Origin of the sequence: Saccharopolyspora oryzae (assembly GCF_027853915.1) — a bacterium.
Classification (GTDB): domain Bacteria; phylum Actinomycetota; class Actinomycetes; order Mycobacteriales; family Pseudonocardiaceae; genus Saccharopolyspora; species Saccharopolyspora oryzae.
The window spans coordinates 1-25430 of record NZ_JAQGLA010000044.1 but is presented as its reverse complement, the minus strand read 5'-3'; the positions used below and the strand labels follow the sequence as shown (position 1 = coordinate 25430).

Annotated in this window: 24 protein-coding genes; 22 read left to right on the top strand and 2 right to left on the bottom strand. The window is 69.5% G+C overall.

Annotated elements, in window-relative coordinates; genetic code table 11:
* The first annotated feature begins 18 nt into the window (after positions 1 to 18).
* The 12 genes from OU415_RS23355 to OU415_RS23300 all read left to right on the top strand — a co-directional run bounded on the left by OU415_RS23355 (position 19) and on the right by OU415_RS23300 (position 12458).
* Positions 19 to 906 (top strand): 3-oxoacyl-ACP reductase, encoded by an 888-nt coding sequence (locus OU415_RS23355; protein ID WP_270951237.1) that lies wholly within the window; start codon positions 19 to 21, stop codon positions 904 to 906.
* A 39-nt stretch (positions 907 to 945) separates the two neighbouring features.
* Entirely contained in the window at positions 946 to 2454 is a 1509-nt protein-coding gene (locus OU415_RS23350) for an aldehyde dehydrogenase family protein (RefSeq protein ID WP_270951236.1), read from the top strand.
* Position 2455: 1 nt separating this feature from the next.
* Entirely contained in the window at positions 2456 to 3202 is a 747-nt protein-coding gene (locus OU415_RS23345; protein ID WP_270951235.1) for a glucose 1-dehydrogenase, read from the top strand.
* Between the two features lie 201 nt (positions 3203 to 3403).
* On the top strand, positions 3404 to 4135 hold the full coding sequence (locus OU415_RS23340) for an MlaE family ABC transporter permease (RefSeq protein ID WP_270951264.1): 732 nt from the start codon (positions 3404 to 3406) through the stop codon (positions 4133 to 4135).
* Between the two features lie 4 nt (positions 4136 to 4139).
* The gene (locus OU415_RS23335) at positions 4140 to 4988 is read left to right on the top strand and encodes an MlaE family ABC transporter permease (protein WP_270951234.1); all 849 of its coding nucleotides are present in this window, start codon (positions 4140 to 4142) and stop codon (positions 4986 to 4988) included.
* On the top strand, positions 4985 to 6307 hold the full coding sequence (locus OU415_RS23330) for an MCE family protein (protein WP_270951233.1): 1323 nt from the start codon (positions 4985 to 4987) through the stop codon (positions 6305 to 6307). Before OU415_RS23335 ends, OU415_RS23330 begins: the two co-directional genes overlap by 4 nt.
* Positions 6304 to 7338 carry an MCE family protein gene (locus OU415_RS23325; RefSeq protein WP_270951232.1) on the top strand — a complete coding sequence of 345 codons (1035 nt, stop codon included), beginning with the start codon at positions 6304 to 6306 and terminating at the stop codon, positions 7336 to 7338. Before OU415_RS23330 ends, OU415_RS23325 begins: the two co-directional genes overlap by 4 nt.
* Positions 7335 to 8351: an MCE family protein gene (locus OU415_RS23320; protein ID WP_270951230.1), complete on the top strand. Its 1017-nt coding sequence runs from the start codon at positions 7335 to 7337 to the stop codon at positions 8349 to 8351. Before OU415_RS23325 ends, OU415_RS23320 begins: the two co-directional genes overlap by 4 nt.
* Positions 8351 to 9550 (top strand): MCE family protein, encoded by a 1200-nt coding sequence (locus OU415_RS23315; RefSeq protein WP_270951228.1) that lies wholly within the window; start codon positions 8351 to 8353, stop codon positions 9548 to 9550. The genes OU415_RS23320 and OU415_RS23315 overlap by 1 nt, the downstream gene beginning before the upstream one ends.
* Positions 9547 to 10704 carry an MCE family protein gene (locus OU415_RS23310; RefSeq protein ID WP_270951227.1) on the top strand — a complete coding sequence of 386 codons (1158 nt, stop codon included), beginning with the start codon at positions 9547 to 9549 and terminating at the stop codon, positions 10702 to 10704. The genes OU415_RS23315 and OU415_RS23310 overlap by 4 nt, the downstream gene beginning before the upstream one ends.
* The gene (locus OU415_RS23305) at positions 10704 to 11849 is read left to right on the top strand and encodes an MCE family protein (protein WP_270951226.1); all 1146 of its coding nucleotides are present in this window, start codon (positions 10704 to 10706) and stop codon (positions 11847 to 11849) included. Before OU415_RS23310 ends, OU415_RS23305 begins: the two co-directional genes overlap by 1 nt.
* Positions 11850 to 11915: 66 nt before the next feature.
* Positions 11916 to 12458, top strand: a complete 543-nt coding sequence (locus tag OU415_RS23300; protein WP_270951225.1) for a DUF3060 domain-containing protein — start codon at positions 11916 to 11918, stop codon at positions 12456 to 12458.
* Positions 12459 to 12505: 47 nt separating this feature from the next.
* Here OU415_RS23300 and OU415_RS23295 read toward each other — a convergent pair whose 3' ends face one another.
* A complete protein-coding gene (locus OU415_RS23295; RefSeq protein ID WP_270951224.1) occupies positions 12506 to 13336 on the bottom strand; it encodes a class I SAM-dependent methyltransferase in 831 nt (276 codons plus the stop codon).
* 88 nt (positions 13337 to 13424) lie between these two features.
* Here OU415_RS23295 and OU415_RS23290 point away from each other — a divergent pair, with 88 nt between their 5' ends.
* From OU415_RS23290 to OU415_RS23255, 8 genes are all read left to right on the top strand, one after another.
* Positions 13425 to 13991 (top strand): helix-turn-helix domain-containing protein, encoded by a 567-nt coding sequence (locus tag OU415_RS23290; RefSeq protein ID WP_270951223.1) that lies wholly within the window; start codon positions 13425 to 13427, stop codon positions 13989 to 13991.
* A 111-nt stretch (positions 13992 to 14102) separates the two neighbouring features.
* Positions 14103 to 15926, top strand: coding sequence for a molecular chaperone DnaK (gene dnaK, locus OU415_RS23285; protein WP_270951221.1), 1824 nt, complete (start codon positions 14103 to 14105; stop codon positions 15924 to 15926).
* 113 nt (positions 15927 to 16039) lie between these two features.
* A complete protein-coding gene (locus tag OU415_RS23280; protein WP_270951219.1) occupies positions 16040 to 16870 on the top strand; it encodes an ESX secretion-associated protein EspG in 831 nt (276 codons plus the stop codon).
* Between the two features lie 127 nt (positions 16871 to 16997).
* Positions 16998 to 17330 (top strand): hypothetical protein, encoded by a 333-nt coding sequence (locus tag OU415_RS23275; protein WP_270951217.1) that lies wholly within the window; start codon positions 16998 to 17000, stop codon positions 17328 to 17330.
* Between the two features lie 32 nt (positions 17331 to 17362).
* Positions 17363 to 17902: a DUF3558 domain-containing protein gene (locus tag OU415_RS23270; RefSeq protein ID WP_270951215.1), complete on the top strand. Its 540-nt coding sequence runs from the start codon at positions 17363 to 17365 to the stop codon at positions 17900 to 17902.
* Positions 17903 to 17920: 18 nt separating this feature from the next.
* Positions 17921 to 19195, top strand: a complete 1275-nt coding sequence (locus OU415_RS23265; protein WP_270951213.1) for a hypothetical protein — start codon at positions 17921 to 17923, stop codon at positions 19193 to 19195.
* A 42-nt stretch (positions 19196 to 19237) separates the two neighbouring features.
* On the top strand, positions 19238 to 20233 hold the full coding sequence (locus tag OU415_RS23260) for a YdcF family protein (RefSeq protein WP_270951212.1): 996 nt from the start codon (positions 19238 to 19240) through the stop codon (positions 20231 to 20233).
* A 128-nt stretch (positions 20234 to 20361) separates the two neighbouring features.
* The gene (locus tag OU415_RS23255) at positions 20362 to 21489 is read left to right on the top strand and encodes a VanZ family protein (RefSeq protein WP_270951210.1); all 1128 of its coding nucleotides are present in this window, start codon (positions 20362 to 20364) and stop codon (positions 21487 to 21489) included.
* On the opposite strand, the gene OU415_RS23250 is transcribed toward OU415_RS23255, so the two are convergent.
* Complete coding sequence (locus tag OU415_RS23250) at positions 21482 to 22690, bottom strand: sensor histidine kinase (protein WP_270951209.1); 1209 nt, start codon at positions 22688 to 22690, stop codon at positions 21482 to 21484. The two genes, OU415_RS23255 and OU415_RS23250, sit on opposite strands and share 8 nt — an antisense overlap.
* Positions 22691 to 22855: 165 nt before the next feature.
* Between OU415_RS23250 and OU415_RS23245 the strand changes: the two genes are divergently transcribed.
* Entirely contained in the window at positions 22856 to 24100 is a 1245-nt protein-coding gene (locus OU415_RS23245) for a DUF418 domain-containing protein (RefSeq protein ID WP_270951208.1), read from the top strand.
* Positions 24101 to 24419: 319 nt separating this feature from the next.
* Entirely contained in the window at positions 24420 to 25277 is an 858-nt protein-coding gene (locus OU415_RS23240) for a LysR family transcriptional regulator (protein ID WP_270951207.1), read from the top strand.
* The last annotated feature ends 153 nt before the right edge of the window (positions 25278 to 25430 follow it).

Sequence of the window (25430 nt, the reverse complement as noted above, 5' to 3'; positions counted from 1 at the left end):
ACGACGAAGCGAGGAGTGGTGGTGCGGAGTCTGGAAGGCAAGGTCGCAGTCGTCACCGGTGCCGGTGCCGGGCTGGGGCGCGCGGAAGCGCTGGCGCTGGCCCGGGCCGGAGCCGACGTGGTGGTCAACGACGTCGCCGAACGCGCATCGGACGTGGTCGCCGAGATCGAGGAGATCGGCGGCAAAGCGGCCGCGGTGCTCGGCGACGTCTCGGCCGGTGAGACCGCGCAGGAACTGGTGTCCACCGCGGTGCAACGATTCGGCGGACTGCACGTGGTGGTGAACAACGCCGGTGTGCTGCGCGACCGGATGCTGTTCAAGATGACCGATCAGGAGTGGGACGACGTGATCCGCGTCCACCTGCGCGGCCACTTCTTGTTGTCCCGCAACGCCGCCGCGTTCTGGCGCGACCAGTACAAGCAGGACGGGAAGACCTACGGCAGCGTGATCAACACCGCCTCGGAGGCCTTCCTGCTCGGTGCCGCGGCGCAGCCGAACTACGCGGCGGCCAAAGCCGGGATCGCCGCGCTGACGGTGTCCAGCGCGCGTGCCCTCGCCCGCATGGGCGTGCGCGCGAACGCGATCTGCCCGCGAGCCCGGACGGCGATGACCGAGGAAGTGTTCGGCCCGGCGCCGGAGGACGGCGTCGACCCGCTGTCGACGGACCACGTCGCACCGCTGGTCGCCTACCTGGCTTCGCCGGCTGCGGAGCGGATCAGCGGGCAGGTGTTCGTCGTGCACAGCGGGATGATCGCGCTCATGGCCGCGCCGGTCGTCGAGCAGCGCTTCGACACCAGCGGACCACTGTGGACCGAAGACGAGCTCGCCGACACCGTCGGGTCCTACTTCGCCGAGAGAGATCCGGAGCGGAACTTCGCCGCCGCGGAACTGCTCTCGCTCCCCTAGACCATCCACGCCGAACCCGCTGTGCAGGGAGGACTTCCGATGGCGCTGACCGTGCAGCAGCACCGCGACGCTGCTGGGCTCAAGGACGGATTGCTGCTGGTCGACGGCCAGTGGCGGCAGGCCCGCGCGGGCCGCACCTGGACCCACCACCACCCGGCGACCGGCGAGACCATCGGCGAGATCGCCGTCGCCGACGTCGAGGACGTCGACGAAGCGGTGCGCGCCGCGCGCCGCGCGTTCGACGAGAGCCCGTGGCCGACGATGCGGGTGGGGGAGCGCTCCCGGCTGCTGCGCCGGTGCGCGGACCTGCTCCGGGACAACGCCGCCGACCTGCGGGCGCGGCAGGCGCTGGACAACAGCGTGCCGCTGTCGTTCGCCACCGTCTACGCGGGTTCGGTCGACGTGGCCGCCGACGTCTTCGACCACCACGCCGGGTGGATCGACAAGGCAGGCGGCGAGACGTTCCCGCCGTACCAGGGTGGCGACCACCTGGCGATGACGCTGCGCGAACCGATCGGCGTGGTGGCCGCGGTGCTGCCGTGGAACGCGCCGTTCCTGCTGTTCGCGCAGAAGATCGCTCCCGCGCTGGCCGCCGGCTGCACCGTGGTGATCAAGCCGTCGGAGTACGCGACGTTCTGCGTGCTGCGGATGGTGGAACTGCTGCAGGAGGCCGGAATCCCGGACGGCGTGGTCAACGTCGTGACCGGACCCGGTGATCCGACCGGTGAAGCGCTGATCACCCACCCGCAGGTGGACAAGGTCAGCTTCACCGGCAGCCGCGAAGTGGGGCGGCGGGTCGTCGAGGCCTCGGCGGGCACCATGAAGCGGGTGTCGCTGGAGCTCGGCGGCAAGAGCCCGGCGATCGTGTTCCCGGACGGCGACGTCGGTTTGGCAGGCATGACCGCGATGGGCATGGTCACCCTCGGGTTGTCCGGGCAGGCGTGCGTGGCCACGACCAGGGCGCTGGTGCACCGCGACGCCTACGACGAGTTCGTCGGCGCGGCGGAGATGATCGCCGGCTCGGTGACCTACGGCGACCCGTTCGATCCCGGCGTGCTCTCCAGCCCGCTGATCAACCAGCGGCAGCTGGACCGGGTGCTCGGCTTCATCGAGCAGGGCCAGCAGGAAGGCGCCCGGCTGGTCACCGGCGGCGGGCGCGCCGACGGCGACCTCAGCGCCGGGAACTTCGTGCAGCCGACCATCTTCGCGGACGTGGCCAACTCGATGACCATCGCGCAGCAGGAGATCTTCGGCCCGGTGCTGACGGTGGTGCCCTTCGACGACGAGGACGAAGCGGTGCGGCTGGCCAACGACACCGAGTACGGGCTCGGCGCCGGGGTGTACACCAAGGACGTGCAGCGGGCGTTCCGGGTGGCCAAGCGGATCCGCTGCGGAACGGTCGGCATCAACGGGTTCCAGGTGGAGCCGCACCTGCCCTTCGGCGGCTACAAGCAGTCCGGGATCGGCCGCGAAGGCGGGCGTTCCGCCTACGAGGCCTACACCGAGCTCAAGACCGTCCTGCTGCCGCTGACAGAGGAGCTGATGTGAGGTGAGGCTGGCGGGCAAGGTCGCGATCGTCACCGGTGGCGCGCGGGGGCAGGGCGCAGCGGCCGCGCGGCGGTTCGTCGCCGAAGGCGCGCGGGTGCTGGTCGGCGACGTGGCCGACGAGCAGGGCAAGGAGCTGGTCGAGGAGCTCGGATCGGCCGCGGTCTACCAGCACCTGGACGTGTCCTCCGAGGACGACTGGGTCGACGCGGTGCGCACCGCGGGCGAGCTGGGCCGGATCGACGTGCTGGTCAACAACGCAGGGGTCCTCCACCTGTCGGAGCTGGCCGACACGAGCCTGGCCGACTACGAGCGGGTGATCCGGATCAACCAGATCGGCACCTTCCTGGGCATGCGGGAGGTGATCCCGGCGATGTCCGACGGCGGCGGCTCGATCATCAACGTGTCCTCGGTGGAGGGAATCGGCGGGATGCCGCTGCTGGTGGCGTACTCGGCGAGCAAGTTCGCCATCCGCGGCATGACCAAGGTCGCCGCGATGGAGCTGGGCAAGCACGGCATCCGGGTCAACTCGGTGCACCCCGGGGTGATCGACACCCAGATGGTCTCCGACGCCGCGGGCGGCCCGGTCCCGATGGACCACGTCGGCAAGCGGGTCGCCCTCGGCCGCGTCGGTCAGGCTTCGGAGGTCGCGGACCTGGTGGTGTTCCTGGCCAGCGACGAGAGCTCTTACTGCACCGGCGCGGAGTTCGTCGCCGACGGCGGTGCGACGGCAACGCACTCGCTCGCTTGAGCGGGAGGGTGACCGGGAGTTCCTCCTCCGGGGCCGAATCCCCGGAGGGGTGACCCCCACGCGATTTCCATTGAAATTGCGGGAATCCGGTGCTCCGGGACTGGACCGGAGCAGGTGAAGGCCTCGGATCGACGTGGATCGGGAGGTGTGCTGGTGGCGGTGCGGAGTGCTGGGGCGGGTGCGTTCGTCCAGGTCGGGCGGATGGCCACGTTGGGCTGGGAGGTGCTGCGGACCATGCCGCGGCGCCCCTTCCAGGTGCGGGAGGCCGTCCAGCAGGCGTGGTTCTTCGCCAGCGTGACGATCCTGCCGACCGCGATGGTGGCGATCCCGTTCGGCGCCGTCATCGCCATGCAGCTCGGGTCGCTGACCCAGCAGATCGGGGCGCAGTCGTTCACCGGCGCCGCCAGCGCGCTGGCCATCCTCCAGCAGGCCAGCCCGCTGATCACCGCCCTGCTGGTGGCCGGGGCGGGCGGCTCGGCGGTGTGCGCGGACATCGGTGCGCGCACCATCCGCGAGGAGATCGACGCGCTGGAGGTGCTGGGCGTCTCTCCGATCCACCGGCTGATCGTGCCCCGAGTGGCCGGCGCGATGCTGGTATCGCTGCTGCTCAACGGCATGGTCAGCGTCGTCGGCGTGCTCGGCGGCTACTTCTTCAACGTGATCCTGCAGGGCGGGACCCCCGGCGCCTACCTGGCCAGCTTCAACGCGCTCGCGCAGCTGCCGGACCTGTGGATCAGCGAGTTCAAAGCGCTGCTGTACGGGTTCGTGGCCGGCGTGGTCGCGGCCTACCGCGGTCTCAACCCGTCCGGCGGGCCGAAGGGCGTGGGCGACGCGGTCAACCAGGCCGTGGTGATCACGTTCCTGCTGCTGTTCCTGATCAACCTGGTGCTCACCGGGATCTACCTGCAACTCGTGCCGCCGAAGGGGCTGTGAGCCGATGGCCGTCGTCGAAGCCGCCTCCCCGGCGCGGAACCGCTTCTTGCGCGGACCTGGTGACGCGCTGGCCGATCTGGGCTGGCAGCTGTCGTTCTACCTGCGCGCCCTGGCCCTCGCGCCGGTCGCTCTGCGCCGCTACTCGCGCGAGACCGCGCGGCTGCTGACCGAGGTGGTGTTCGGCAGCGGCGCGCTGGCCGTCATCGGCGGCACCCTCGGCGTGATGATCGGCATGACGGTGGCCACCGGTGCGGTCGTCGGCCTGCAGGGCTACTCCTCGCTGGACCAGCTGGGCACCTCGGCGCTGACCGGGTTCATCGCCGCCTACTTCGACACCCGCGAGGTCGCGCCGCTGGCGGCAGGTCTGGCGCTGTCGGCGACCGTGGGGTGCGGGTTCACCGCGCAGCTGGGCGCGATGCGGATCTCCGACGAGATCGACGCGCTCGAGGTGATGGGCGTGCGGACCGTGCCGTACCTGGTGACCAGCCGGGTGCTGGCCGGGGTGACCGCGGTGATCCCGCTGTACGTGGTGGGGCTGCTCGGTTCCTACTTCGCCTCCCGGCAGATCACCGTGTGGTTCTACGGCCAGTCCGCGGGCACCTACGACCACTACTTCCACCTGTTCCTGCCGCCGGAGGACGTGCTGTGGTCCTTCGGCAAGGTGATCGTGTTCAGCATCGCGGTGATCCTGACGCACTGCTACTACGGCTACACCGCGCGCGGCGGCCCGGCCGGCGTCGGGGTCGCGGTGGGGCGCGCAGTGCGCACCTCGATCGTGCTGATCTCGGTGCTGGACTTCTTCCTCAGCCTGGCGATCTGGGGTTCCACCACGACCGTGCGGATCTCCGGATGAGGGCCGGGTGGAGCAGGCGCCGCTACCAGGCGCTCGGGGCGGTGTTCCTGCTGGTGGCAGGGGCGTTCTTCGCGGGCACCATCGCGGTCTACCGCAAGGCGTTCACCTCGGTGGTGGCGGTGAGCCTGGAGACCGACCGGGTCGGCAACCAGATGCGCGTCGGTGCCGACGTGAAGGCGCGCGGCGTGGTGGTCGGTGAGGTGCGCGGTGTGCGCGCGGTCGGTGATCACGCGGTGCTGGACCTGGCGCTCAAGCCCGATCAGGCCGAGCTCATCCCGGCCAGCGCATCGGCGCGGCTGCTGCCCAAGACGTTGTTCGGCGAGCGCTACGTTTCCTTGCAGATCCCGGAGAACGCCGGTTCGCAGGTGCTGGCCGACGGCGATGTGATCCCGCAGGACCGCAGCGGTTCGGCGATCGAGGTCGAGAAGGTGCTCGACGAGCTGCTGCCGGTGCTGCAGGCGGTGCAGCCGGAGAAGCTGTCCACGACGCTGACCGCGGTGTCGCAGGCGCTGGACGGGCGCGGCGAGCAGCTGGGCGACACGCTGGTGCAGCTCGACGACTACTTGCAGAAGATGAATCCGTCGCTGCCGAAGCTGGAGTCGGTCCTCTCGCGCATCGACGACGTCGCCGACACCTACCACGAGGCCGCCCCGGATCTGGCGCAGGCGCTGGGGGATCTGACCACGACCAGCCAGACCATCGCCGAGCAGCGCACGCAGCTCCAGCACATGATCGGCGGCGTCACCAGCAGCGCTGACAGCCTCAACAGGTTCCTGGACCTGAACAAGAACAACCTGATCAACCTGACCAGCACGTCGCGGTCCACTTTGGAACTGCTGGCGGAGTACTCGCCGCAGTACCCGTGCATGCTCAAGCAGTTCGCGGACTCCATCGAGCCCGGCGAGCGCTCCTTCGGCAAGGGCAGCGAGAACCCGGAGATCGCCAAGTTCACCATCGAGATCACCGGCAGCCGCGGCAAGTACGTGCCCGGCAGGGACGATCCGAAGTACCTGGACCAGCGGGGGCCGCGCTGCTACCCGTGGGTCGAGCCGCCGGACACCTTCCCGCAGTACCCGCCGGGCGGTCCGGTGCAGGACGGCTCGACGTTCCCGGAACCGCCGCGCGACCGCGACGAGGTGTTCCCGTGGTCCACGCCGGCCTCGACCACGACGCAGTCGGTGGCGAACTCGTCCGCTGAACGCGACCTGCTCTCGACGCTGCTCGCGCCGCAGATGGGCGTGGCCAGGGAGGACGTGCCCGGCTGGAGCGGCCTGCTGGTCGGGCCGGTGTACCGCGGAGCGGAGGTGGAGGTCAAATGAGGTCGATCACTGCGCCGCTGCTCAAGCTCGGGCTGTTCGCGCTGGTCACGGTGGTGCTGACCAGCGTGCTGGCGATGACCATCTCGGCGCAGACGTCCAGTTCGTCCAGCGCTTACACCGCGCGGTTCGTCGACGCCTCCGGGCTCAACCTCGGCGACGACGTGCGGATGGCCGGGGTGAAGGTCGGCCGGATCACCGGGCTGGAGGTCGTCGACGGCAAGCACGCGCTGGTCAGCTTCGACGTCGACGCGAACCGCAAGCTGCCGGGGGACGCCTCGGCGACGGTGAAGTACCGCAACCTGGCCGGGCAGCGGTACCTGGCGCTGGACGCGGCGATCCGCAACCCCGATGACGTGCTGCCGCCGGGCGGGGAGATCCCGCTGGAGCGCACCCACCCGGCGTTGAACCTCACCGCGCTGTTCAACGGGTTCAAGCCGCTGTTCCAGGCGCTGTCGCCGCAGGACGTCAACCAGCTCTCCGGTGAGATCGTCCAGGTGCTGCAAGGCGAATCGGGCACTGTGGACAGCCTCCTCGCGCACACCGCGTCGCTGACCACCACGCTCGCCCGCAAGGACGAGGTGATCGGCCAGGTGATCGACAACCTCAACACCGCGGTCGGCGCGGTCAACGCGCGAGGCCCGCAGCTGGGCGATCTGATCAACTCGCTGCAACAGCTGACCACCGGGCTCGCCGAGCAGCGGAAACCCGTCGGCGAAGCCATCTCCGCGCTCGACGAGCTGGCCGGGACCACCGGTGATCTGCTCGAGCAGGGCCGGGAACCGCTGCGGCGCAACATCGTCGAGCTCGACCGGGTCACCACCGTGCTCAACACCGACATGCCCAAGCTGGAGCACGACCTGCAGACCGTGCCGGACCGGCTCAACGCGTTGACCCGGACCGTCAGCTACGGGAGCTGGTTCAACTTCTACCTGTGCCGGATGTCGGGCACCGTCGGGATCTCCGACCTCAACATCAAGGTCCCGATCCTGCCCGCGCCGCCCTCGGAGATGCCGGAGAGGTGCCAGTCGTGAAACCGTTGCGGGAGCGGAACCAAGCGGTCGTCGGGCTGGTGACGGTCGTGCTGCTGGTGTGCGCGACGACGGGCGCGTTCTTCGCCAAGGACCTGCCGGTGCTCGGCGGGCGCACCTACCAGGCGTACTTCACCGAATCGGCCGGCCTCGCCGCGGGCAACGACGTGCGCATCGCCGGGATCCGCAGCGGCGAGGTCACCGACGTCTCGCTGGAGGGCAACCGGGTGCTGGTGTCGTTCCGCGTCGACGACGCGGAGGTGGGCGACCGCAGCAGGGCCGGGATCGAGATCAAGACGCTGCTCGGCGAGAAGTTCCTGGCGCTGCAACCGGAAGGCGACCAGGAGCTGTCCGACCCGATCCCGGTGGAGCGCACCGCCGCGCCCTACGACATCCCCGACGCGCTGGACCAGCTCACCCGCACCGCCGACCAGGTCGACACCCAGCAGCTCGCGCAGAGCTTCCGCACCCTCGCCGACACCTTCCGCGGCGCGCCGCAGCACTTCGGCGAGGCGGTGGACGGGCTTTCCGCGCTGTCGCAGACGATCTCGTCGCGCGACCAGCAGCTGGCGGAGCTGCTGCGCAACACCAGCGGCGTCAGCAAGATCGTCGCCGACCGCGACGAGCAGGTCCAGCGGCTGATCGCCGACGGCAACCTGCTGCTCGGCGAGCTGCAGCAGCGCCGCAGCGCGATCTCCTCGCTGCTGAGCGGGACGCAGAAGCTCTCCGACGAGCTGCGCGGTCTGGTCGCCGACAACCAGGCGCAGCTGCGGCCGACGCTGGACAAGCTCAACCAGCTGACCGAGATGCTGCAGCGCAACCAGGACAACCTGAACCGCACCATCGCGGCGATGGCGCCGTACGTGCGCGGGTTCAACAACACCGTCGGCAACGGCCGGTGGTTCGACGGCTACATCTGCGGGTTGTTCCCGCCCCCGATCAACGCCGGTCCGCTGCAGACGAACACGAACTCCTGCGAGCTCCCGGTGCCGAGCCGACCCGTCGGAGGTGGCTGATGTCCGAACCGGACGAGTCGCGACCCCGTTCCCGAACGCTGACCGGCAAGGTGATCGGTCTCGGGTGCGTGCTGTTGCTGCTGGTCAGCGCGGGTGTGTGGTGGGTGTTCAGCGGGACGGTCAAGCCGCTGACCGCCTACTTCGACAAGGCCGTCGGCGTCTACGCCGGGTCGACCGTGCGGGTGCTCGGCGTCGAGGTGGGGCGGATCGACGCCGTGGTGCCGCAGGGCGAGGTGGTCCGGGTGGACCTGCACGTCGACGAGGACGTGCAGATCCCCGCCGACGTCAAGGCCGTGGTGGTGGCGCCGAGCCTGGTCAGCGACCGGTACGTGCAGCTCACCCCGGCCTACTCCGGCGGTCCGGAGCTGGCCTCCGGCGCGGTGCTGCAGAAGGACCGCACGGCAACCCCGGCCGAGCTCGACGAGCTCTACAAGAGCGCGCGGACGCTCGCGCAGGCGCTCGGGCCGGACGGGGCGAACAACACCGGGGCGTTGACGGACGTGCTGAACACCTCGGCCGCGGCCCTGAACGGCAACGGCGCGGACCTCAACACCACCGTCAAGCAGCTCGGTGATCTGGCCGGAACGCTGCAGGAGAACCAGGGAGACCTGTTCGCCACGGTGGACAACCTCAACAAGTTCACCGCCGCGCTGGCCGCCAGCGACGGGCAGATCCGGCAGTTCAACGGGCGTCTCGCCGACGTCGCCGGGTTCCTCGGCAGCGAGCAGGAGCAGATGGGTGCGGCGCTGGGGTCGCTTTCGGGGGCGCTGGGCGACGTTTCGGCGTTCATCCGGGACAACCGCGAGCAGATCGCGTCCAATGTGGACAACCTGACCGGCGTCACGCAGGCGCTGGTGGACCAGCGCAAGGCGCTGGGCGAAGTGCTCGACGTGGCGCCGCTGGGCGCGACGAACTTCATCAACGCCTACGACTCCGCCTCGGGCAGCGTGACCGTGCGCGGTCACATCAACGAGCTGACCAACCCGCCGATCCTGATGGTGTGCAAGCTGATCCAGAACACCATGCCGGAACCGGTGCCCGAAGAGCTCAAGAAGGCGTGCGACGAAGTGGCGCCGGTGCTCGACGGCAAGCTCGGACTGCCCTCGATCGGCGAGACCATGCACTACCTCCAGCAGGGCCAACTGCCGCCGCTGCCGTTGCCGCTGGTGGACGCCAACCGCAAGGGAGGCGGCCAATGAAGCGGAGTGCGCTGGTCCTGGTGATGTTCATGGTGTCCGGTTGCTCGGCCGGAGGGTTCACCGGCCTGTACAACGCTCCGCTGCCCGGTGGTGCCGAGCTGGGCGACCGGCCGTACCAGGTGAGCGCGCAGTTCGCCGACGTGCTGGACCTGGTGCCGCAGTCCAGCGTGAAGGTCAACGACGTGCCGGTCGGCCGGGTGGAGAGCATCGAGCTCGGCCCGGACAACACCACGGCGCTGGTGCGGATGTCGGTCAACGGCGACGTGCGGTTGCCGGCCAACGCCGACGCCCGGCTCCGCCAGTCCAGCTTGCTGGGGGAGAAGTTCGTCGAACTCGCCGAACCCGCTAAACCCGCATCCGCCCAGCTCGCCGACGGCGCGGTGATCCCGCTGGAGCGCACCAACCGGAACCCGCAGGTCGAGGAGGTGCTCGGCGCGCTGTCGATGCTGCTCAACGGCGGCGGGGTGGCGCAGGTGCAGGACATCGTGCGGGAGCTGAACAAGGCCTTCACCGGCAACGAGCCGGAAATCCGCTCGCTGCTGAACAACCTGAACGAGACGGTGTCCAGGTTGGACGGTCAGAAGGAGAACATCACCCGGGCCATCGACGGTCTCGACCGGCTGTCGACGACGCTGCGGGAGGAGACCGGCACGGTGTCCGAAGCGCTCGACAAGATCGGGCCGGGGTTGCAGGCGCTGAACGAGCAGCGCGACCAGCTGGTGGGGATGCTGCAGTCGCTGGACCGGCTCTCCGGCGTCGCGGTCGACACCGTCAACCGCAGCAAGGACGACATGCTGGCCGACCTGCGCGCGCTGACCCCCACGCTGCAGAAGCTCGCCGACACCGGCGACAAGCTGCCCGACGCCATCGGCTACCTGGCGACCTACCCGTTCCCGGAATACGTGATGAAGCCGCTCAAGGGCGACTTCGTCAACGCCGACGTCCGCTTCGACCTGGACCTGAGCGGCATCGTGGAGAACCTCACCCGCTCCTCCGGGCCGCTGATCCCGATCCCGGGCATCAGCGACTCCGGGCAGTCGGGCCTGCGGCTGCCGCCACCGGCCCCGCCGCTGCCACCGCTCCCGCTGCCGAGCCCGTCGCAACCCGGCTCGAAGCCGCTGCTCCCCGTCCCGCCGCTGCTGGGAGGCCAGTGATGTTCAGCCGCAAGACCAAGGTGCACCTGGCGCTGTTCCTGGTCCTGGCCGTCGTCGGCATCGGCTACACCGGTGGTCGCTACGCCGGGCTGGACCGGTTCTTCGGCGGCAACGGCTACTCGGTGACTGTGCAGCTGGCCGACTCCGGCGGGTTGTTCACCAACTCCGAGGTCACCTACCGCGGTGTGGCGGTGGGCCGGGTCACCGCGATGCGGTTGACCGCCGCCGGCCTCGACGCCGAGCTGCACATCGACGACTCCGCCCCGCCGATCCCGGCCGACACCCGGGCGGCGGTGGCCAACCGGGCGGCGGTCGGCGAGCAGTACCTGGACCTGCGGCCGGGCCGCGACGGCGGTCCGCACCTGGCGGACGGGGCGGTGATCGCGCAGGACCGCACCGACGTGCCGCTGCCCCCGGAGTCGCTGCTGGTCGACCTGGACCGGCTGGTCGGAAGCGTCCCGGTCGACGACCTGCGCACGGTCGTCGACGAGGTCGGCACCGCCTTCGACGGAACCGGTGCGCACCTGCAACGCCTGCTGGACTCGACCAGCTCGGTGACCGCCGCGGCCCAGCAGCACCTGCCGCAGACGACGGAGCTGCTGAACAACAGCGACGTCGTGCTGCGCACCCAGCAGGAGCAGGGCGAGCAGATCAAGTCGTTCAGCAGCGGCCTGCGCCAGATCTCCGGGCGGCTCAAGGAGTCCGACCCGGACCTGCGCGGGATCATCCGGGACGCGCCGGTCGCCAGCCAGGAGGTGCAGGGGCTGCTGGACAGCGCGGGCACCGACTTCGGCGTGGTGACGGCCAACCTGCTGACCACGATGAAGATCACCGAGGTCCGCACGGCGGGCATGGAGCAGATGCTGGTGGCGCTGCCGGTCATCTCGGCCTTCTCGCACACGCTGTCCCCGGACGGCACCGGTCACCTCGGGCTGGTCCTGAACTTCTTCAACCCGATCGCCTGCACCCGGGGCTACGAGGGCACGCCCCGCCGCCCGGGCAGCGAAACGGCGCCCGGCCCGGTCAACGAGGACCTCGGCTGCGACGAGCCCCCGGGCAGCGTGATCAGCGTCCGCGGCTCCCAGAACGCGCCGCGCGCGCCGATCCCGGACCCGGTCCCACCGCCGCCCCCGTTCAAGCCCTAGGAGGGCCTGGTCGGCTGACCTGCGGTAGTGGTTGATAATTTGTTGAACATGCAGGTAGATCGACAGGTGAACGGTTCAGCCCGGGTGCGCGCGACGGGCGCTGCGAGGCGCTTCGGCGCGGTCCTGGCCGGGGCCGGCCTGACCGCGCTGCTGGTCGCGGGCTGCTCCTCGAGCGAGCAGGCGCCCTCCGACTTCGCCGGGATGCCCGGTGAGCCGCCGGTCTCCTCCGGTGACGCGGCTGCTCCGCTGCCGGTCGTGGAGGAGCCGACCGACGCCGACGAGCAGTTCGACGACGGTTCCGAAGGCGGGAACTTCCAGGGGCAGCAGCACGGCGGTCAGCCGCTGATCGTCCGGGACAGCGGCACCAAGCTGACCGAGGACTGCCAGTCGCGGAAGGTCATCGTGCTGGGCAGCGACGTCGACCTGACGCTGAACGGCACCTGCACCCTGGTCAAGGTCCAGGGCGCCAACTCCACCGTCCAGGTCGGCTCGGCGCAGAAGATCATCGCCGTCGGCACCGGCGACACGGTGCGCTACGCCACCGGTCAGCCGCAGGTGATCAACCCGCGCGGCAACGACGTCTCCCAGGGCGGCTCCGCGACCCCGTGAGCCCAGGCGCGATCTCGCGGTGGGAAGTACCGCGAGATCGCGCTCTTTCAGGCCGCTCTGCGTCCGAAGTGGACCGTTTTGGCGGTGAGCAGGAACAGGTCCGGGCGCCGGTCGATGCCCGCCGGATCGGCCGGGTCGAGCAGCCGGTCCACCGTCGCCAGGTCCTCGGCGTCCAGCTGGCCGTCGAGGCCGTGGCGGTAGCGTTCGAGGGTTCCGCGCACCCACCGCCGGGTGTCGCCGTCCAGCGGCGCCGGCCGGTCCACCAGGAACGTCTTGCTGCGCGCCTCGACGAGCCCGGCCGTCCGCAGCATGTCCGCCCAGGTCTCCGCGGTCGCGACCGATCCGGGCAGCTCGGCGCGCATCTGGTTGAACCGCTCGGACATCGCCGCGTCGATCCGCGTCTGCAGGCCGGGGCGGCCGAAGCCGAGGTCGTTCGGCAGCCAGCGGGTCGGCAACCCGCCCTCCACGACCGCCAGCACGCCGCCTGCCGTCAGCAGTCGCGCCATCCGGTTCAGCGCGTCCTGCTGGTCGCCGACGTGGTGCACGGCCTGCGCCGACCAGATCAGGTCCGCGGCCTCCAGCTCGTCGAGCCCGGCCGGGAACTCGGCCTCCCGGGTGCGCAGCTCGACGCCGAGCCGCTTCGCCCGCTGCTCGGCCCGCACCAGCAGCTCCGGCGTGCCGTCGACCGCGGTCACCTGGGCCGGCGGGAACGCCGCCGCCAGCTGGCAGGCGGCCACGCCGGGGCCGCTGCCGACGTCCATGATCCGCTGCGGTTCCAGGTGCGCCAGCTCCGCCAGCGCCTGCTGCACGTACGGGCGGTTCACCTCGCCTTCGAGCTCCATCACATCGGCCATCGCGGCCCAGTCGAGGTCGGTCATCCGCACTCCAATCCGAGGTGGTCTGGAGCCACGATGCGCGCGTGCCGGCCGACTTGACAAACCTTGTTGCTGTTTCTGCAATGAGGTCATGGACGAAGTGCTCGCCGCGGTCGGACCGCGCCTCAGAGGTATCCGCCAGCAGCGCAAATGCACCCTGTCGGCGCTGTCGGAGAAGACCGGCATCTCGGTCAGCACGCTCTCGCGCCTGGAGTCCGGGCAGCGCAAACCGAGCCTGGAGCTGCTGCTGCCGATCGCCCACGCCCACCAGGTGCCGCTGGACGAGCTGGTCGGCGCCCCACCGGTCGGCGACCCGAGGGTGCGGATGAAGCCGGTAAAGCACGGCGACGCCACCACGGTGGTCCCGCTGACCCAGCAGCCGGGCGGGCTGCAGGCGTTCAAGATGATCATCGGTCCGGCGCGCAGCGAACCGGACCCGCGCACCCACGAGGGCTACGAGTGGCTGTACGTGCTGAGCGGGAAGCTTCGGCTGGTGCTCGCTCAGCACGACGTGGTGCTCAAGGTGGGGGAGGCCGCCGAGTTCGACACCCGCCTCCCGCACTGGTTCGGCAGCACCGGTGAGGCGCCCGTCGAAGTCCTGAGCCTGTTCGGCCCGCAGGGCGAGCGGATGCACGTCCGGGCCAAACCGGCCTCGTGAGCGGCGGTGGTCGCTCCCGCCACTCGCGCACCTCTTTGCCCAGGTGGACGCCCCTGCGCGCAGTTCCCATACTGAGGTTGTCGGCCTCGCGGGACTCGAGAGGGGTGCGTGATGGGGCGCGCGGTAGGTATCGACCTGGGGACGACGAACTCCGTGGTGGCCGTGCTGGAGGGCGGCGAAGCCACCGTGATCGCGAACTCCGAGGGCTCGCGGACGACACCGTCGGTGGTGGCCTTCGCGAAGAACGGTGACCTGCTCACCGGTCAACCGGCGAAGAACCAGGCGGTCACCAACGTGGACCGCACCATCCGGTCGGTCAAGCGCCACATGGGCACCGACTGGTCCGTCAAGATCGACGACAAGGACTACACGCCGCAGGAGATCAGCGCCCGCGTGCTGATGAAGCTCAAGCGCGACGCCGAGGCGTACCTGGGCGAGGAGGTCACCGACGCGGTGATCACGGTGCCCGCCTACTTCGACGACTCGCAGCGCCAGACCACGAAGGAAGCCGGTCAGATCGCCGGGCTCACCGTGCTGCGGATCATCAACGAGCCGACCGCCGCGGCCCTGGCCTACGGGCTGGAGAAGGGCGAGAAGGAGCAGACGATCCTGGTCTTCGACCTCGGTGGCGGCACCTTCGACGTGTCGCTGCTCGACGTCGGCGAAGGGCTGGTCGAGGTCAAGGCGACTTCCGGTGACACGCACCTGGGTGGTGACGACTGGGACGAGCGGATCGTCGAATGGCTGGTCGAGCGGTTCCGCGCGTCCGCGGGCATCGACCTGACCAAGGACCGGATGGCCATGCAGCGGATCAAGGAAGCCGCGGAGAAGGCCAAGATCGAGCTGTCCAGCTCCTCGCAGACCAGCATCAACCTGCCCTACATCACGGTGGACGCGGACAAGAACCCGCTGTTCCTGGACGAGACGCTGTCCCGCGCCGAGTTCGAGCGGATCACCTCCGACCTGCTGGAGCGCTGCCGCAAACCGTTCGGCAACGCGATCCGGGACGCCGGGATCAAGGTCGGCGACATCAACCACGTGGTGCTGGTGGGCGGCGCGACGCGGATGCCCGCGGTGACCGACCTGGTGCGAGAGCTCACCGACGGCAAGGAACCGAACAAGGGCGTGAACCCGGACGAGGTCGTCGCCGTGGGCGCCAGCCTGCAGGCCGGTGTGCTGCGCGGTGAGGTCAAGGACGTCCTGCTGCTCGACGTCACCCCGCTGTCGCTGGGCATCGAGACCAAGGGCGGCATCATGACGAGGCTGATCGAGCGCAACACCACGATCCCGACCAAGCGCTCGGAGACCTTCACGACGGCCGAGGACAACCAGCCGTCGGTGATGATCCAGGTGTTCCAGGGCGAGCGGGAGATGGCGGCGCACAACAAGAAGCTCGGCATGTTCGAGCTGACGGGCCTGCCGCCGGCGCCGCGCGGTCTGCCACAGATCGAGGTCACCTTCGACATCGACGCCAACGGCATCGTGCACGTCTCCGCGAAGGACCTGGGCACCGGTCGCCACCAGTCCATCAAGATCAGCGGCGGCTCCGCGCTGCCGAAGGACGACATCGACCGCATGGTCAAGGACGCCGAAGCGCACGCGGAAGAGGACCGGAAGCGCCGCGAGGAAGCGGAAACCCGCAACCAGGCGGAAACCCTGGTCTACCAAACGGAAAAGGTCCTCACCGACAACGCGGACAAGATCCCGGCCGACACCCGCACCCAGGTCCAGGACGCGATCAAGGACGTCAACGAAGCCCTGAAGGGCGACGACGTGGAACGCATCCGCTCGGCGGTCGACCACCTGGCGTCCACGTCCCAAGCCATCGGCCAAGCGATGTACGGCCAAACGCCCCCGAGCGCGGAACCCGAACCGGGCGACGAAGACGTCGTCGACGCCGAGATCATCGACGAGGACGACAAGAAGAAGGACTGACGGCATCTGGTCTTTTCCGGTGAAACAACTGGCTTTCCCTATGCGTTCCAGCACTCCTGGCTAACCTGGAAGATCCTCGGAAGATCCGTGCGAGCGGCATTGCGAGGTCTGGGGTGGAGTGCAGCTTCTGGGAATTCGGCGCGATCGTGCGACACGAGAAAGCCCGCCACGACTCCGGGGGCGTGTCGTCGGTAGAAGCGCAGCGCAGGTTCGACATCCCGGCGTTCGTCACGTCCCGCGACAGCGGACTCGACCAGCCGGAAGACCCGAAAGCGGTGCTGGAAGCAGCAGAGGACAGCGTGCGCGCCAAGGGCTGGATCGACCGCGGGCGGCTTAGCGACCAGTGGTACGAGATCGTGTCCGCCCTGGCCTACGGCCACTCGCTGACGTACCTGTACCTGACGGCGCCCGACGAGCCGGAAACCCGCGCGATGGCGGCGGTGAACAACCTGGCGTTCCGCATCGTCCTGAGAGGTGACCGCGTATGGATCGATGAAGTCGCTGCCGCCGAGGCGGAACGATCGGTCGTGGACTGCTTGCCCGACGTCAACCCGGCGAACGGGCGAAGTGTCCTAGTGCCAACGGAAATCCTGTCTGCAGCAGCCCTAGAAGCCGAGAATCACAAGTCAGACCAGGGCGATTGGATAGCCTACGAACTCGGTCAAGCGGACCTGGACCCAGCCGACGCCAGAGAAGTGGGCCGGCTCGTGACGCTGAGCGACCGCGTCATCGGGCAGCTGAACGCTGCGATTCGGGACGATGCAGGGCGAATCCATTTCGCGCCGTGGGCGATCGTCACGCATCACGCGCCTTCGGGGCGGGTTGCCAGCACCGTTCAGCCGCCTCGCGGCACGCACACCCTGATCGCTCCGGCCGGAGTCAACGGGCTCGTTGCCGCGTTGTCCCGTTATCGACGTGAAATTTGCTTACGACTCATGGGCTAGCTCTTCCTGCCGTAGAAACACCCAATTGGATCAATGAGTTGGTTGGTAGGCGAGTTTTGGTTGATTTCGGCCAGCAAGGTCGAGACCATCGCCTGCGGACGCTGATCTGCGCGGGGGGAGGACCTGCGTGAGCTCACCGGAAATCGTCAACGGTCGCACCAAGTTCTACCTCGACATGGATCGAGTACCGGAACTCATCGCCGATCTCGACGCTGTGCGTGCGAAATTCGAGGAAGTGCGAAAGCAGGCGCAACAACTGGGAAATCCGCGACCGCCGTTCGCGGATGGTGTGACCGAAGAAGTATTCCGGAAGATCGCTGAGCGAGCGATGGGCGGCTGGGGCAACTTGCACGAGAACGTCGCCGCTATGTCGAAGTGGATCGACGACTTCAAAGCCGCCGTGCAGCAGGCGTTTGACGAGCACCAGCGAATTGATCAGGACAACACCGAGATGGGCTGATCTTGCATCCCAAACGCAACTTCGCGATAGCCGTGGGTCTGTTGATCGTCACGAGCACGGCCTGCGCGGACACCGCCGGCAAGCCGGTGCCTGCCAGTACCGGCGAGCAAACCACTCCGGTGGCCGACGACGCGCTGCACATCGAGCGGCCGAAGCAGCTCAAGGCGATCAGCGATCCCTGTCAGCTTTTGACGCCTGACCAGGCGCGGCAGCTCAACGCGGGCCCCACTTCTTCCGGCCAGTCCGAGTGGGGGCAAGCGGACTGCACGTGGCGCAACCAACAGCTCCGCATCGACATCGCGCCGGACACGGTGCAGGGCCAAGGTCTGGATTGGCTGGTCAAGACCGCCGGCAACGGCAAGCCCACAGCGGAGGTCAACGGGTACCCAGGGGTGCGCTACGGCATCAGCAGCGATTCGTGCGGTACCTACGTGGCTACTTCGGATACGGAGCTTTTCCTGGTGGGCTTCCAGGTGGGTTCCGAGGGGCGGGGAAACCCGGAGTACGCGGATCCTTGCGCGGTGACGGACAAGGTCGCCGCGCTGGTGCTGGAGAACCTTCCGCCTGCCTGACCTGGGGGTGCTGGAGCTGTGGAGCTGTTCGGTTGGTTGTTCGGAACTCGAGAGGTGCCGGGCCGCGCGCAGGTGGAATTCGACCATCAGAAGATTTACCGAGCGCTCGAGTCCGGACCGGGTTTCGCCGCTGCGTCGCGTGCCGCGGCCCAGTGGCGGGACCAGGTCAGCGCCGCGTTCGCCGAGGCCGACGCGGATCTGTGCCGAGTGCTGAAGAAGTTCGACGCCGCGATGCAGGGCCATGCCGGGGAGCGCGCGAAGGAGAGCACGACTCCGCTCTCGCAGTCGATCCAGGACTCCATCGACGTTGCTGCTCACGTCAGCGGGATGGTCGCGCAGCAGACCCAGGTTTCCGCGGACTTCAAGAACTCCTTCCCCGCTCCGCATCCGGTGCCGCCGGCCAACATCGGGTTGAGCGACTACGTCAACCCGGTCGCTTTCGGCTTCAAGAGCGGTGTGCGCGCGGCCCACGAGGAGAAGCATGCCCAAGTCGAGGCCGACGCCCGGCGGAAGTACGAGTCCTACGCCTGGGACAGCAACGACCGGGTCGACGGAATGCTGCCGTTCGCACCGCCGCCCGAGTTCGACGCTGACGTAGAACCAGCGCGGACCGTTCCGGTGAACGAGGTCGACCCGAGCACGAGCAGCATCGACAGGGCGACTCCGAAGCCAACCTCCGAAGCGTCACCCTCCGTGCCGGTTGAATGGGCGCCCGCATCGAATCCGATCACGGCGGAAGGGCAGCAACCGGCGGACTTCGAGCCGAGCGCTCCGGCTGAATCCGACTCTGCATGGGTTGCCCCGGCGGCTGACGGCGGAACTCCGTTGGCCGGTGGGGTGGTTCCTGATCAAAGGCAGGGCGGAGCAGGAGGAAGCATCGCCGGCGGGGCAGTCGTGTCGCCGGGCGAAAGTGGTGGTCGCCAGCGTGCGAGTTTGCCCAGACCAGGGACCGGCACCGGGCGAGGCGGCGGAACGGGGACGGGGCGGGGTGTTCCAGGTGCTCCCGGTGGCGGTGGGCGCTCCGGAACGGGCAGCGGCACTCCAGCCCAAGGCGCCGTGGGCTCCAGTGGTCCGGGCGCGCGTGGGGCTTCCGGCGGTGCTGCGGTTGGTGGGCCTGCTTCGGGCGGGCGGGGGCAGCGGGAGGAGGAGAAGGAGCACGGGCGGAAGTTCGTCAGGAGCGGGAAGGACGCGTGGGAGGATCTCGAGATCCCCAAGGTCGCTCCGCCGGTGTTCGGCGACTGGGAGGCCGAGGCGTTGCGGGGCAAGCCGCCGCGGCCGCCGGAGGAGAAGTAGCGGGGTCGGGCCGAGGGGAAAAGGGTCGGTTAGCCTGCTGCGGTGTTCTTCTTCTTGATCGCCGGAGTGCTGTTCGCCATCTTTGCGGTTGGTTTCCTGCGCGACCGCAGGCGGGTGCACAACGGCGTGTACCTGTTCTTCGCCTTGATGTTCTTGGCCGCCGGGTTGCTGTTCACGCTCGCCAAGGCCTCGGAGTGGGCCGCGGTGGCGATCCTCATGGCGGTGGTCATCCTGATGCCGGTGATGGTGCTCGTGCTCGCCGGTTTCCTGATCGCCAACGGGGTCACGATGCTGCGCCGCGAGGGCAGGCGGGTGGCGAACCTGCTGTCGCTGGCCGCCGGCGTCGGGATCATCGGCGTGATCGTGGTGAGCGGTCTGGCCAACTACTTCCACGTGTGGCTGCTCCAGGCGATCATGGGCGCCATTGTCAACGTGCTGTCCTACGTCTCGTTCCTGTTCGTGTGCTTCCTGCTGTACTCGTTTGTCTACGGCAAGTTCCCGCACAAGACCGATGTCGACTTCATCGTGGTGCTCGGGTCCGGGCTGTTCGGTTCCCGGGTGCCGCCGCTGCTGGCCAGCCGCCTCGACCGGGCTCGCGAGGTGTTCGACGCCGAGCGTGCCCGGGGGCGGCAGCCGCTGCTGGTGACCTCCGGCGGTCAGGGGCCGGGCGAGGACCTGCCCGAGGCGCGCGCCATGGCCGACTACCTGATCGAGCGCGGCGTTCCCGCCGAGCAGATCCTGGTCGAGGACCAGTCGCGCACCACCGACCAGAACCTCCGGTTCAGCAAGGCGATCATGGCGGCGGCGAAGCCGGACTTCCGCTGCCTGGTGGTCACCAACAACTTCCACGTCATGCGGGCCGCGGGGATCGCCCGGACGGAGAAGGTCAACGGCCAGGTGATCGGTTCGCCGACCGCGCGGTACTACTGGCCGAGCGCGACGATCCGCGAGTTCGTGGCGGTCTTCCTGTCGCACAAGGTGATCAACGGCATCATCTGCGTGCTGCTGATCCTCAGCGGGCTGAACGTCGACCGCTGACCGTCCGATGAGGACCGGAGCCGTTCGGAGCGCCGTTCCGAACGGCTCCGTATAGGATCGCTCGCGTCCGTTCGCAGTGCACTGGTGCCTGCGCAGTTCTCGTTTTCCTTTCACGGGGTAGGGGAGTTTTGAGCACGCGGTTGGTTCCGGCTGTGGTGGCAGTCGGCTTGGCGGTCATCTTGTCCGTGGTCCTGTTCGTTCCGTACGTCGCGCGGCAGTACCGCAGACGTGGCGAACTGGGCATGGGCAACGCTGCGCTGGCCCTGGCCGGGCTCGTCTACACCCTCGCGCTGTTCGCCTACGTGCTGCTCCCGCTGCCCGAGCTGCGGCCGGACTTCTGCGCGGTGTACGGCACGAGCGGTCCACAGTGGATTCCGTTCAACTTCCTCAGCGACATGCAGAAGGACGCCATCGGCACCGGGGTCGCCGCCACGCTGCGCAACCCGGCGCTGACCCAGGTGCTGCTGAACGTGGCGCTGTTCGTACCGCTGGGCATGTTCGTCCGGTACATGTTCAAGCGCGGCGTGCTGGCCACCACGGCCATCGGCCTGGGGGTTTCGCTGCTGATCGAGGTCACGCAGGTCACCGGCGTCTGGTTCCTGTACCCGTGCGCGTACCGGCTGTTCGACGTGGACGATCTGATGGCCAACGGACTGGGCGGGCTGATCGGCGCGTTCGCCGCGCCGGTGCTGCGCGCCGTCCCGGGGCAGCGCCTCGACGTCGACCCGGGACAGCCGCGGCCGGTCACCAAGTCCCGGCGGCTGCTCGCGATGGTGTGCGACCTGTTGGCGTACCAGTTCACCGCTGCCCTCTGCGGCACGTTCGCCAACGTGGTCCTGCTCGCCGTGCACGGTGAGCTGATCGGCACTTCTGACACCCCGCCCACCGAGCTGCCCGGGCACGACGTGGCGAGCGCCGTGGGGCTCTGGGTGCCGTGGGCGCTGCTGGCGGTCGTCGTCCCGCTGGCCAGCAAGGCGCCGAGCCTCGGGCAGGGCATCGTGCGGTTGCAGGCCACGACGCGCGACGGGCGACCGGCGGGACCGGGCGCCCGCCTGGGCCGCAGCATGCTCGGCATCGGTGGTTACATGCTCTTCTCGCAGCTCGGCGGGCTGCTGTGGCTGGTGTCGTTCGTCTTCGGCCTGGCGTCGCTCATCGCGATCTTCACCACGGCCGGGCACCGCGGTCTGTCCTACGTCCTGACCGGACTGCGGCTGACCGACTCCCGCGCCGTCGATCGCGTCGAAGCGCTCAGCTGACCTCGCGCGCGGGGAGTGCGGCCGACACCTCGAAGCCGCCGTCGGGCAGCTGGCCGGAGCTGATCTCACCGCCGGCCAGCTGCACCCGTTCGGCCAGGCCGATCAGGCCCTGACCACCGCTGGGCAGGCTGCGCTGGAAGCCCGCGGCCGGGCGGCCGTTGCGGATCGAGACCGCGAGCTTCTTCTCCCGGTACTCGAGCGAGACCGTCGCGCGGGCGCCCCCGGCGTGCTTGTGGACGTTGGTCAGGGCCTCCTGCACGACCCGGTAGGCGGCGCGTTCCACCTGGTCGGACAGGTCGCGGCGGTCGCCGGTGATGGCCAGTTCGACGTCGAGCCCGGCCTCGCGGGAGGCCGACACCAGCTTCTCGACGTCGTCGAGCTTCGGCTGCGGCGGTTCCGGGGTGTCGTCGCCGGGGTTGGCGCGCAGCACGCCGATCATCTGCCGCAGCTCGTCCAGCGCACCGCGTCCGACCTGCTGGATGGTCGCCGCCGCGCTGGCCGCCTTCTCCGGGTCGTTCTTGGCGACCATCTCCAACGCGCCCGCGTGCACCACGACCAGGCTCACCTGGTGCGCAACCGAATCGTGCATCTCCCGGGCGATGCGGGCGCGCTCCTCGCTGCGCGTCCGCTCGGCGATCAGGGCCCGTTCGCGCTCGGCCCGCTCGGCCCGCTCCACCCAGTGCACCAGCCTCGCCCTCCGGCTGGCCATGTAGCGGCCGATGACGACGGGGAAGCTGTAGAGCAGCGCCTGCATGACGATGGAGGTGATGAGCGCCTGGGCGTTCTGGGCGGACATGTCGTTCAGCCGGACCAGGCTCAGGGCGCTGATCGCCGTGATGCCCCAGATCTGCCAGCTCTTCCGGCCGTAGGCGCCCAGCGCGTACAGCGCGGGGAACAACGCCAGCGACCCCAGCGGCGCCACGAGGTGCAGGGCCGTGTTCACGATGGCCACCGCGGTCGGGAACCGGCGCATCCCCAGCAGCGCCAGCGATCCGGCCAGCGCCGGGACCAGCAGCGGCAGCGCGTCCGGGAGCTCCGGCCGGTTCTGCAGGACGCTCCAGGCGGAGAGGAACGAGAAGATCGCACTGATCGCGGCCAGCACCACCCACCTGGGCAAACCCGCCAGCCAGGACGGCCGCGAGCCGACGAACGGTGCTTCGGCGGTGTTCGACGAGGACGTGCTCAGCTTCTCGATTGCCACGCCGCGAGCGTATGGCAACGGCCCGTGCGCCGGATGAACCCCGGGTCGTACGCCCGGGGTATGACGTCGTCGCGCGGCGGGTGATTTCCCTGCACCCGGCGGATGATCGGCGAATGGGCCTGGAGTGCGACGACCGCGCAGCGCTCCCGGTCATAGCGTCGCGGCATGCTTTTCACCCACGACAACGCGCCCACGGTCCGGATGACCGCGGCACCTGCGCGCACCCGCCTCGACGGCGTGGACATGGCCAGGGGACTGGCCGTGCTGGGGATGTTCGTCGCGCACATCGGCCCAGCGGTGATCAACCCGACCGCTGGCGGCGCGGCCGACTTCCTGGCGATGCTGGGCAACGGGCACGCCTCGATCCTGTTCGCCACGTTGGCCGGGGTGTCGCTGGCGCTGCTGACCGGCGGCGACCGGTTGCACCAGGGGCTGGCGCTGCGCCGGGACCGGGTGCGCATCGGCGTGCGCGCGGTGATCCTCTTCGTACTCGGCATGGCGATGACCGAGCTGGGCGTCCCGATGATGGTGATCCTCTCGTTCTACGCGCTCTACTTCCTGCTGGCGCTGCCGTTCCTCCGGGTGCGGCCCGCGGTGCTGCTGGTGGTCGCGGCGGTGTGGGCGGTCGTCGGGCCGGTCGCGTCGTTCTTCCTCCGCACCGCGATCAGCGGGGAGACCGCGGGCGGTGCCCTGGCGTTCACCGATCTGACCTCGCTGTCCACCGCTGGTGCGGGCATCCAGCGGCTGCTGCTCGACGGCGCCTACCCGGTGCTGACCTGGATGCCGTTCGTGCTCGTCGGCCTGGCCGTCGGCCGGCTGGACCTGCGGTCGACCGCGGTGCGCCTGCGACTGCTGGTCAGCGGTGTCGTGCTGGCCGTGGTCGGGGCGGGCGGTTCGTGGCTCGCGCTGAACGTCTTCGGCGGGATGCGCGCTCTGCAGCCGGTTCTGGAGGCCCTGCGCCCGATCGCCGAGCAGATGGGCAAGGACCCGCTCGACGTGCTGCAGATGACGGGCTTCGGCACCGCCCCCACCACCACACCGGCGTTCCTGCTGATCAACGCGCCCCACTCCGGGACGTCGTTCGAGATCGCGGCGTCGACCGGTGCTGCGCTGGCGGTCCTGGCGGTGTGCCTGTTCGCGGGCGACCACCTGGGCAAGCTGTTCGCGCCGCTGTCGGCGGTCGGTGCGCTGGCCCTGACCGTGTACGTGGCGCAGGGTGTCGCGCTGAAGATCCTGATGGACTCCGCCGGCGAGGCGCTGATGGCGCAGCCGTGGTTGCCGCTGCTCGGTTTCGCCTTGGTGTCCCTGGTGTTCTGCGCGCTGTGGCGGCCGTTCCTGGGGCGCGGACCGCTGGAGCGGGTCATGCACTGGACGTCCACCAAGACCTCCAACGCCCTCGTTCGCGCCTGACGCAGCCTTTTCATCTTGGTCGGTGACCGCATCTGCGGTGCAGGAGTACGACACTCGGTCAGGGGCCGCCAAGCGCCGGTAGGCGCTTTCGGGCCCACCCTCTCAGCTTGCGCCGCCGCGGGTTCTCAGACGTCGCCTGGCGAGGACAGCCCGTTTGCCGTGTATTGGCATACATAAAAACGGGCTCCCGGAGTCCAGGCGGCGTCTGAGGTTCCGCTACCGGCACCGCCACGCAAGGTGACTCTGGAAAACCTCATTTCGGCTGTTTCGCGGGGAACCGGTGCGCTGAGCCGGTTCCCCGCAGTGGTTTGATCGGATCGTGGATCTGCTTCGCCATCTCCGGTTCTTCGTGGCGGTCGCCGAGGAAGGCCACTTCGGGCACGCCGCCGACCGGCTCGGGATGACCCAGCCGCCGATCTCGCAGGGCGTGCAGCGGTTGGAGACCAAGCTCGGCGTCACCCTGCTCACCAGGGGTTCGCGCGGTGTCCAGCTGACCACCGCTGGAGCTGAACTGCTGCCTCGCGCGCGAGCCCTGCTCGACGGTGCCGAGCAGTTCGAGGAAGAAGCCCGGCGGCAGCGGGAGAACCGCGGGGCGGTGCGCATCGGTGTCATCGCGGCGCTGAGCGACTGGCAGGTCGCCGCTTGCGCCGCGGCGGTGCGGGCGGCGGCGCCGGATCCGGCCGCTCGCACCGTGATCACCACGACCGCCTCGACCGTCGACCTGGTCGACGCGGTCTCCGCGGGACGGCTCGACTGCGCGGCGGTGCACCACCCCGCGCTGATCGGTGCGCTGACGCCCGGTCCGGTCCTGAAGATCCCGCGCTGGCTGCTGATCCCGGAGGACCGCAAGCCGGTGCTCCGATCGCTGCGCGGGCTCGCGTGCGCGACGGCTCCGCGCAGCCACGGCACGGCCGCGTTCGACCTGCTGGTGGACACCTTCCGCGCCAAGGGACTGGACCCCGAGTTCCTCCCCGCGCCGGGGGACCGCGACGCGATCACCGCGGTCGCCGCCGGGAGGGCGTTCGCGCTGACCGCCGACCCGGCGTTGGACGGCCCGGGCGTGGTCCGGGCACCGGCCGGCGACGACCTGGCGCTGCGGGTGCGGCTGGTCTGGCAGGAATCCGCGGCGGAAGACGTGCGCACCGCGTTCGAGGTGGCGCTGCGGAGCACGCGATGAGCCCGGTCGAGCGCCGCATCCGCGAGGTGCTCGCCGATGCCGGTGCCGAGGGCTGGGTGCACGCGACGCAGTTCGGCGGTGGGCGGGAGCTGTGCGTCGGCGCCGACGAGCTGGTGGTCGCCGCTTCGGTCTACAAGCTGCCGCTGCTGGTGG

Coding starts and splice junctions, on each gene's coding strand:
- OU415_RS23350 (WP_270951236.1), top strand. CDS start 946: ATGGCGCTGACCGTGCAGCAGCACCGCGACGCTGCTGGGCTCAAGGAC.
- OU415_RS23340 (WP_270951264.1), top strand. CDS start 3,404: ATGGCCACGTTGGGCTGGGAGGTGCTGCGGACCATGCCGCGGCGCCCC.
- OU415_RS23335 (WP_270951234.1), top strand. CDS start 4,140: ATGGCCGTCGTCGAAGCCGCCTCCCCGGCGCGGAACCGCTTCTTGCGC.
- OU415_RS23330 (WP_270951233.1), top strand. CDS start 4,985: ATGAGGGCCGGGTGGAGCAGGCGCCGCTACCAGGCGCTCGGGGCGGTG.
- OU415_RS23325 (WP_270951232.1), top strand. CDS start 6,304: ATGAGGTCGATCACTGCGCCGCTGCTCAAGCTCGGGCTGTTCGCGCTG.
- OU415_RS23315 (WP_270951228.1), top strand. CDS start 8,351: ATGTCCGAACCGGACGAGTCGCGACCCCGTTCCCGAACGCTGACCGGC.
- OU415_RS23310 (WP_270951227.1), top strand. CDS start 9,547: ATGAAGCGGAGTGCGCTGGTCCTGGTGATGTTCATGGTGTCCGGTTGC.
- OU415_RS23305 (WP_270951226.1), top strand. CDS start 10,704: ATGTTCAGCCGCAAGACCAAGGTGCACCTGGCGCTGTTCCTGGTCCTG.
- OU415_RS23295 (WP_270951224.1), bottom strand. CDS start 13,336: ATGACCGACCTCGACTGGGCCGCGATGGCCGATGTGATGGAGCTCGAA.
- OU415_RS23290 (WP_270951223.1), top strand. CDS start 13,425: ATGGACGAAGTGCTCGCCGCGGTCGGACCGCGCCTCAGAGGTATCCGC.
- dnaK (WP_270951221.1), top strand. CDS start 14,103: ATGGGGCGCGCGGTAGGTATCGACCTGGGGACGACGAACTCCGTGGTG.
- OU415_RS23245 (WP_270951208.1), top strand. CDS start 22,856: ATGCTTTTCACCCACGACAACGCGCCCACGGTCCGGATGACCGCGGCA.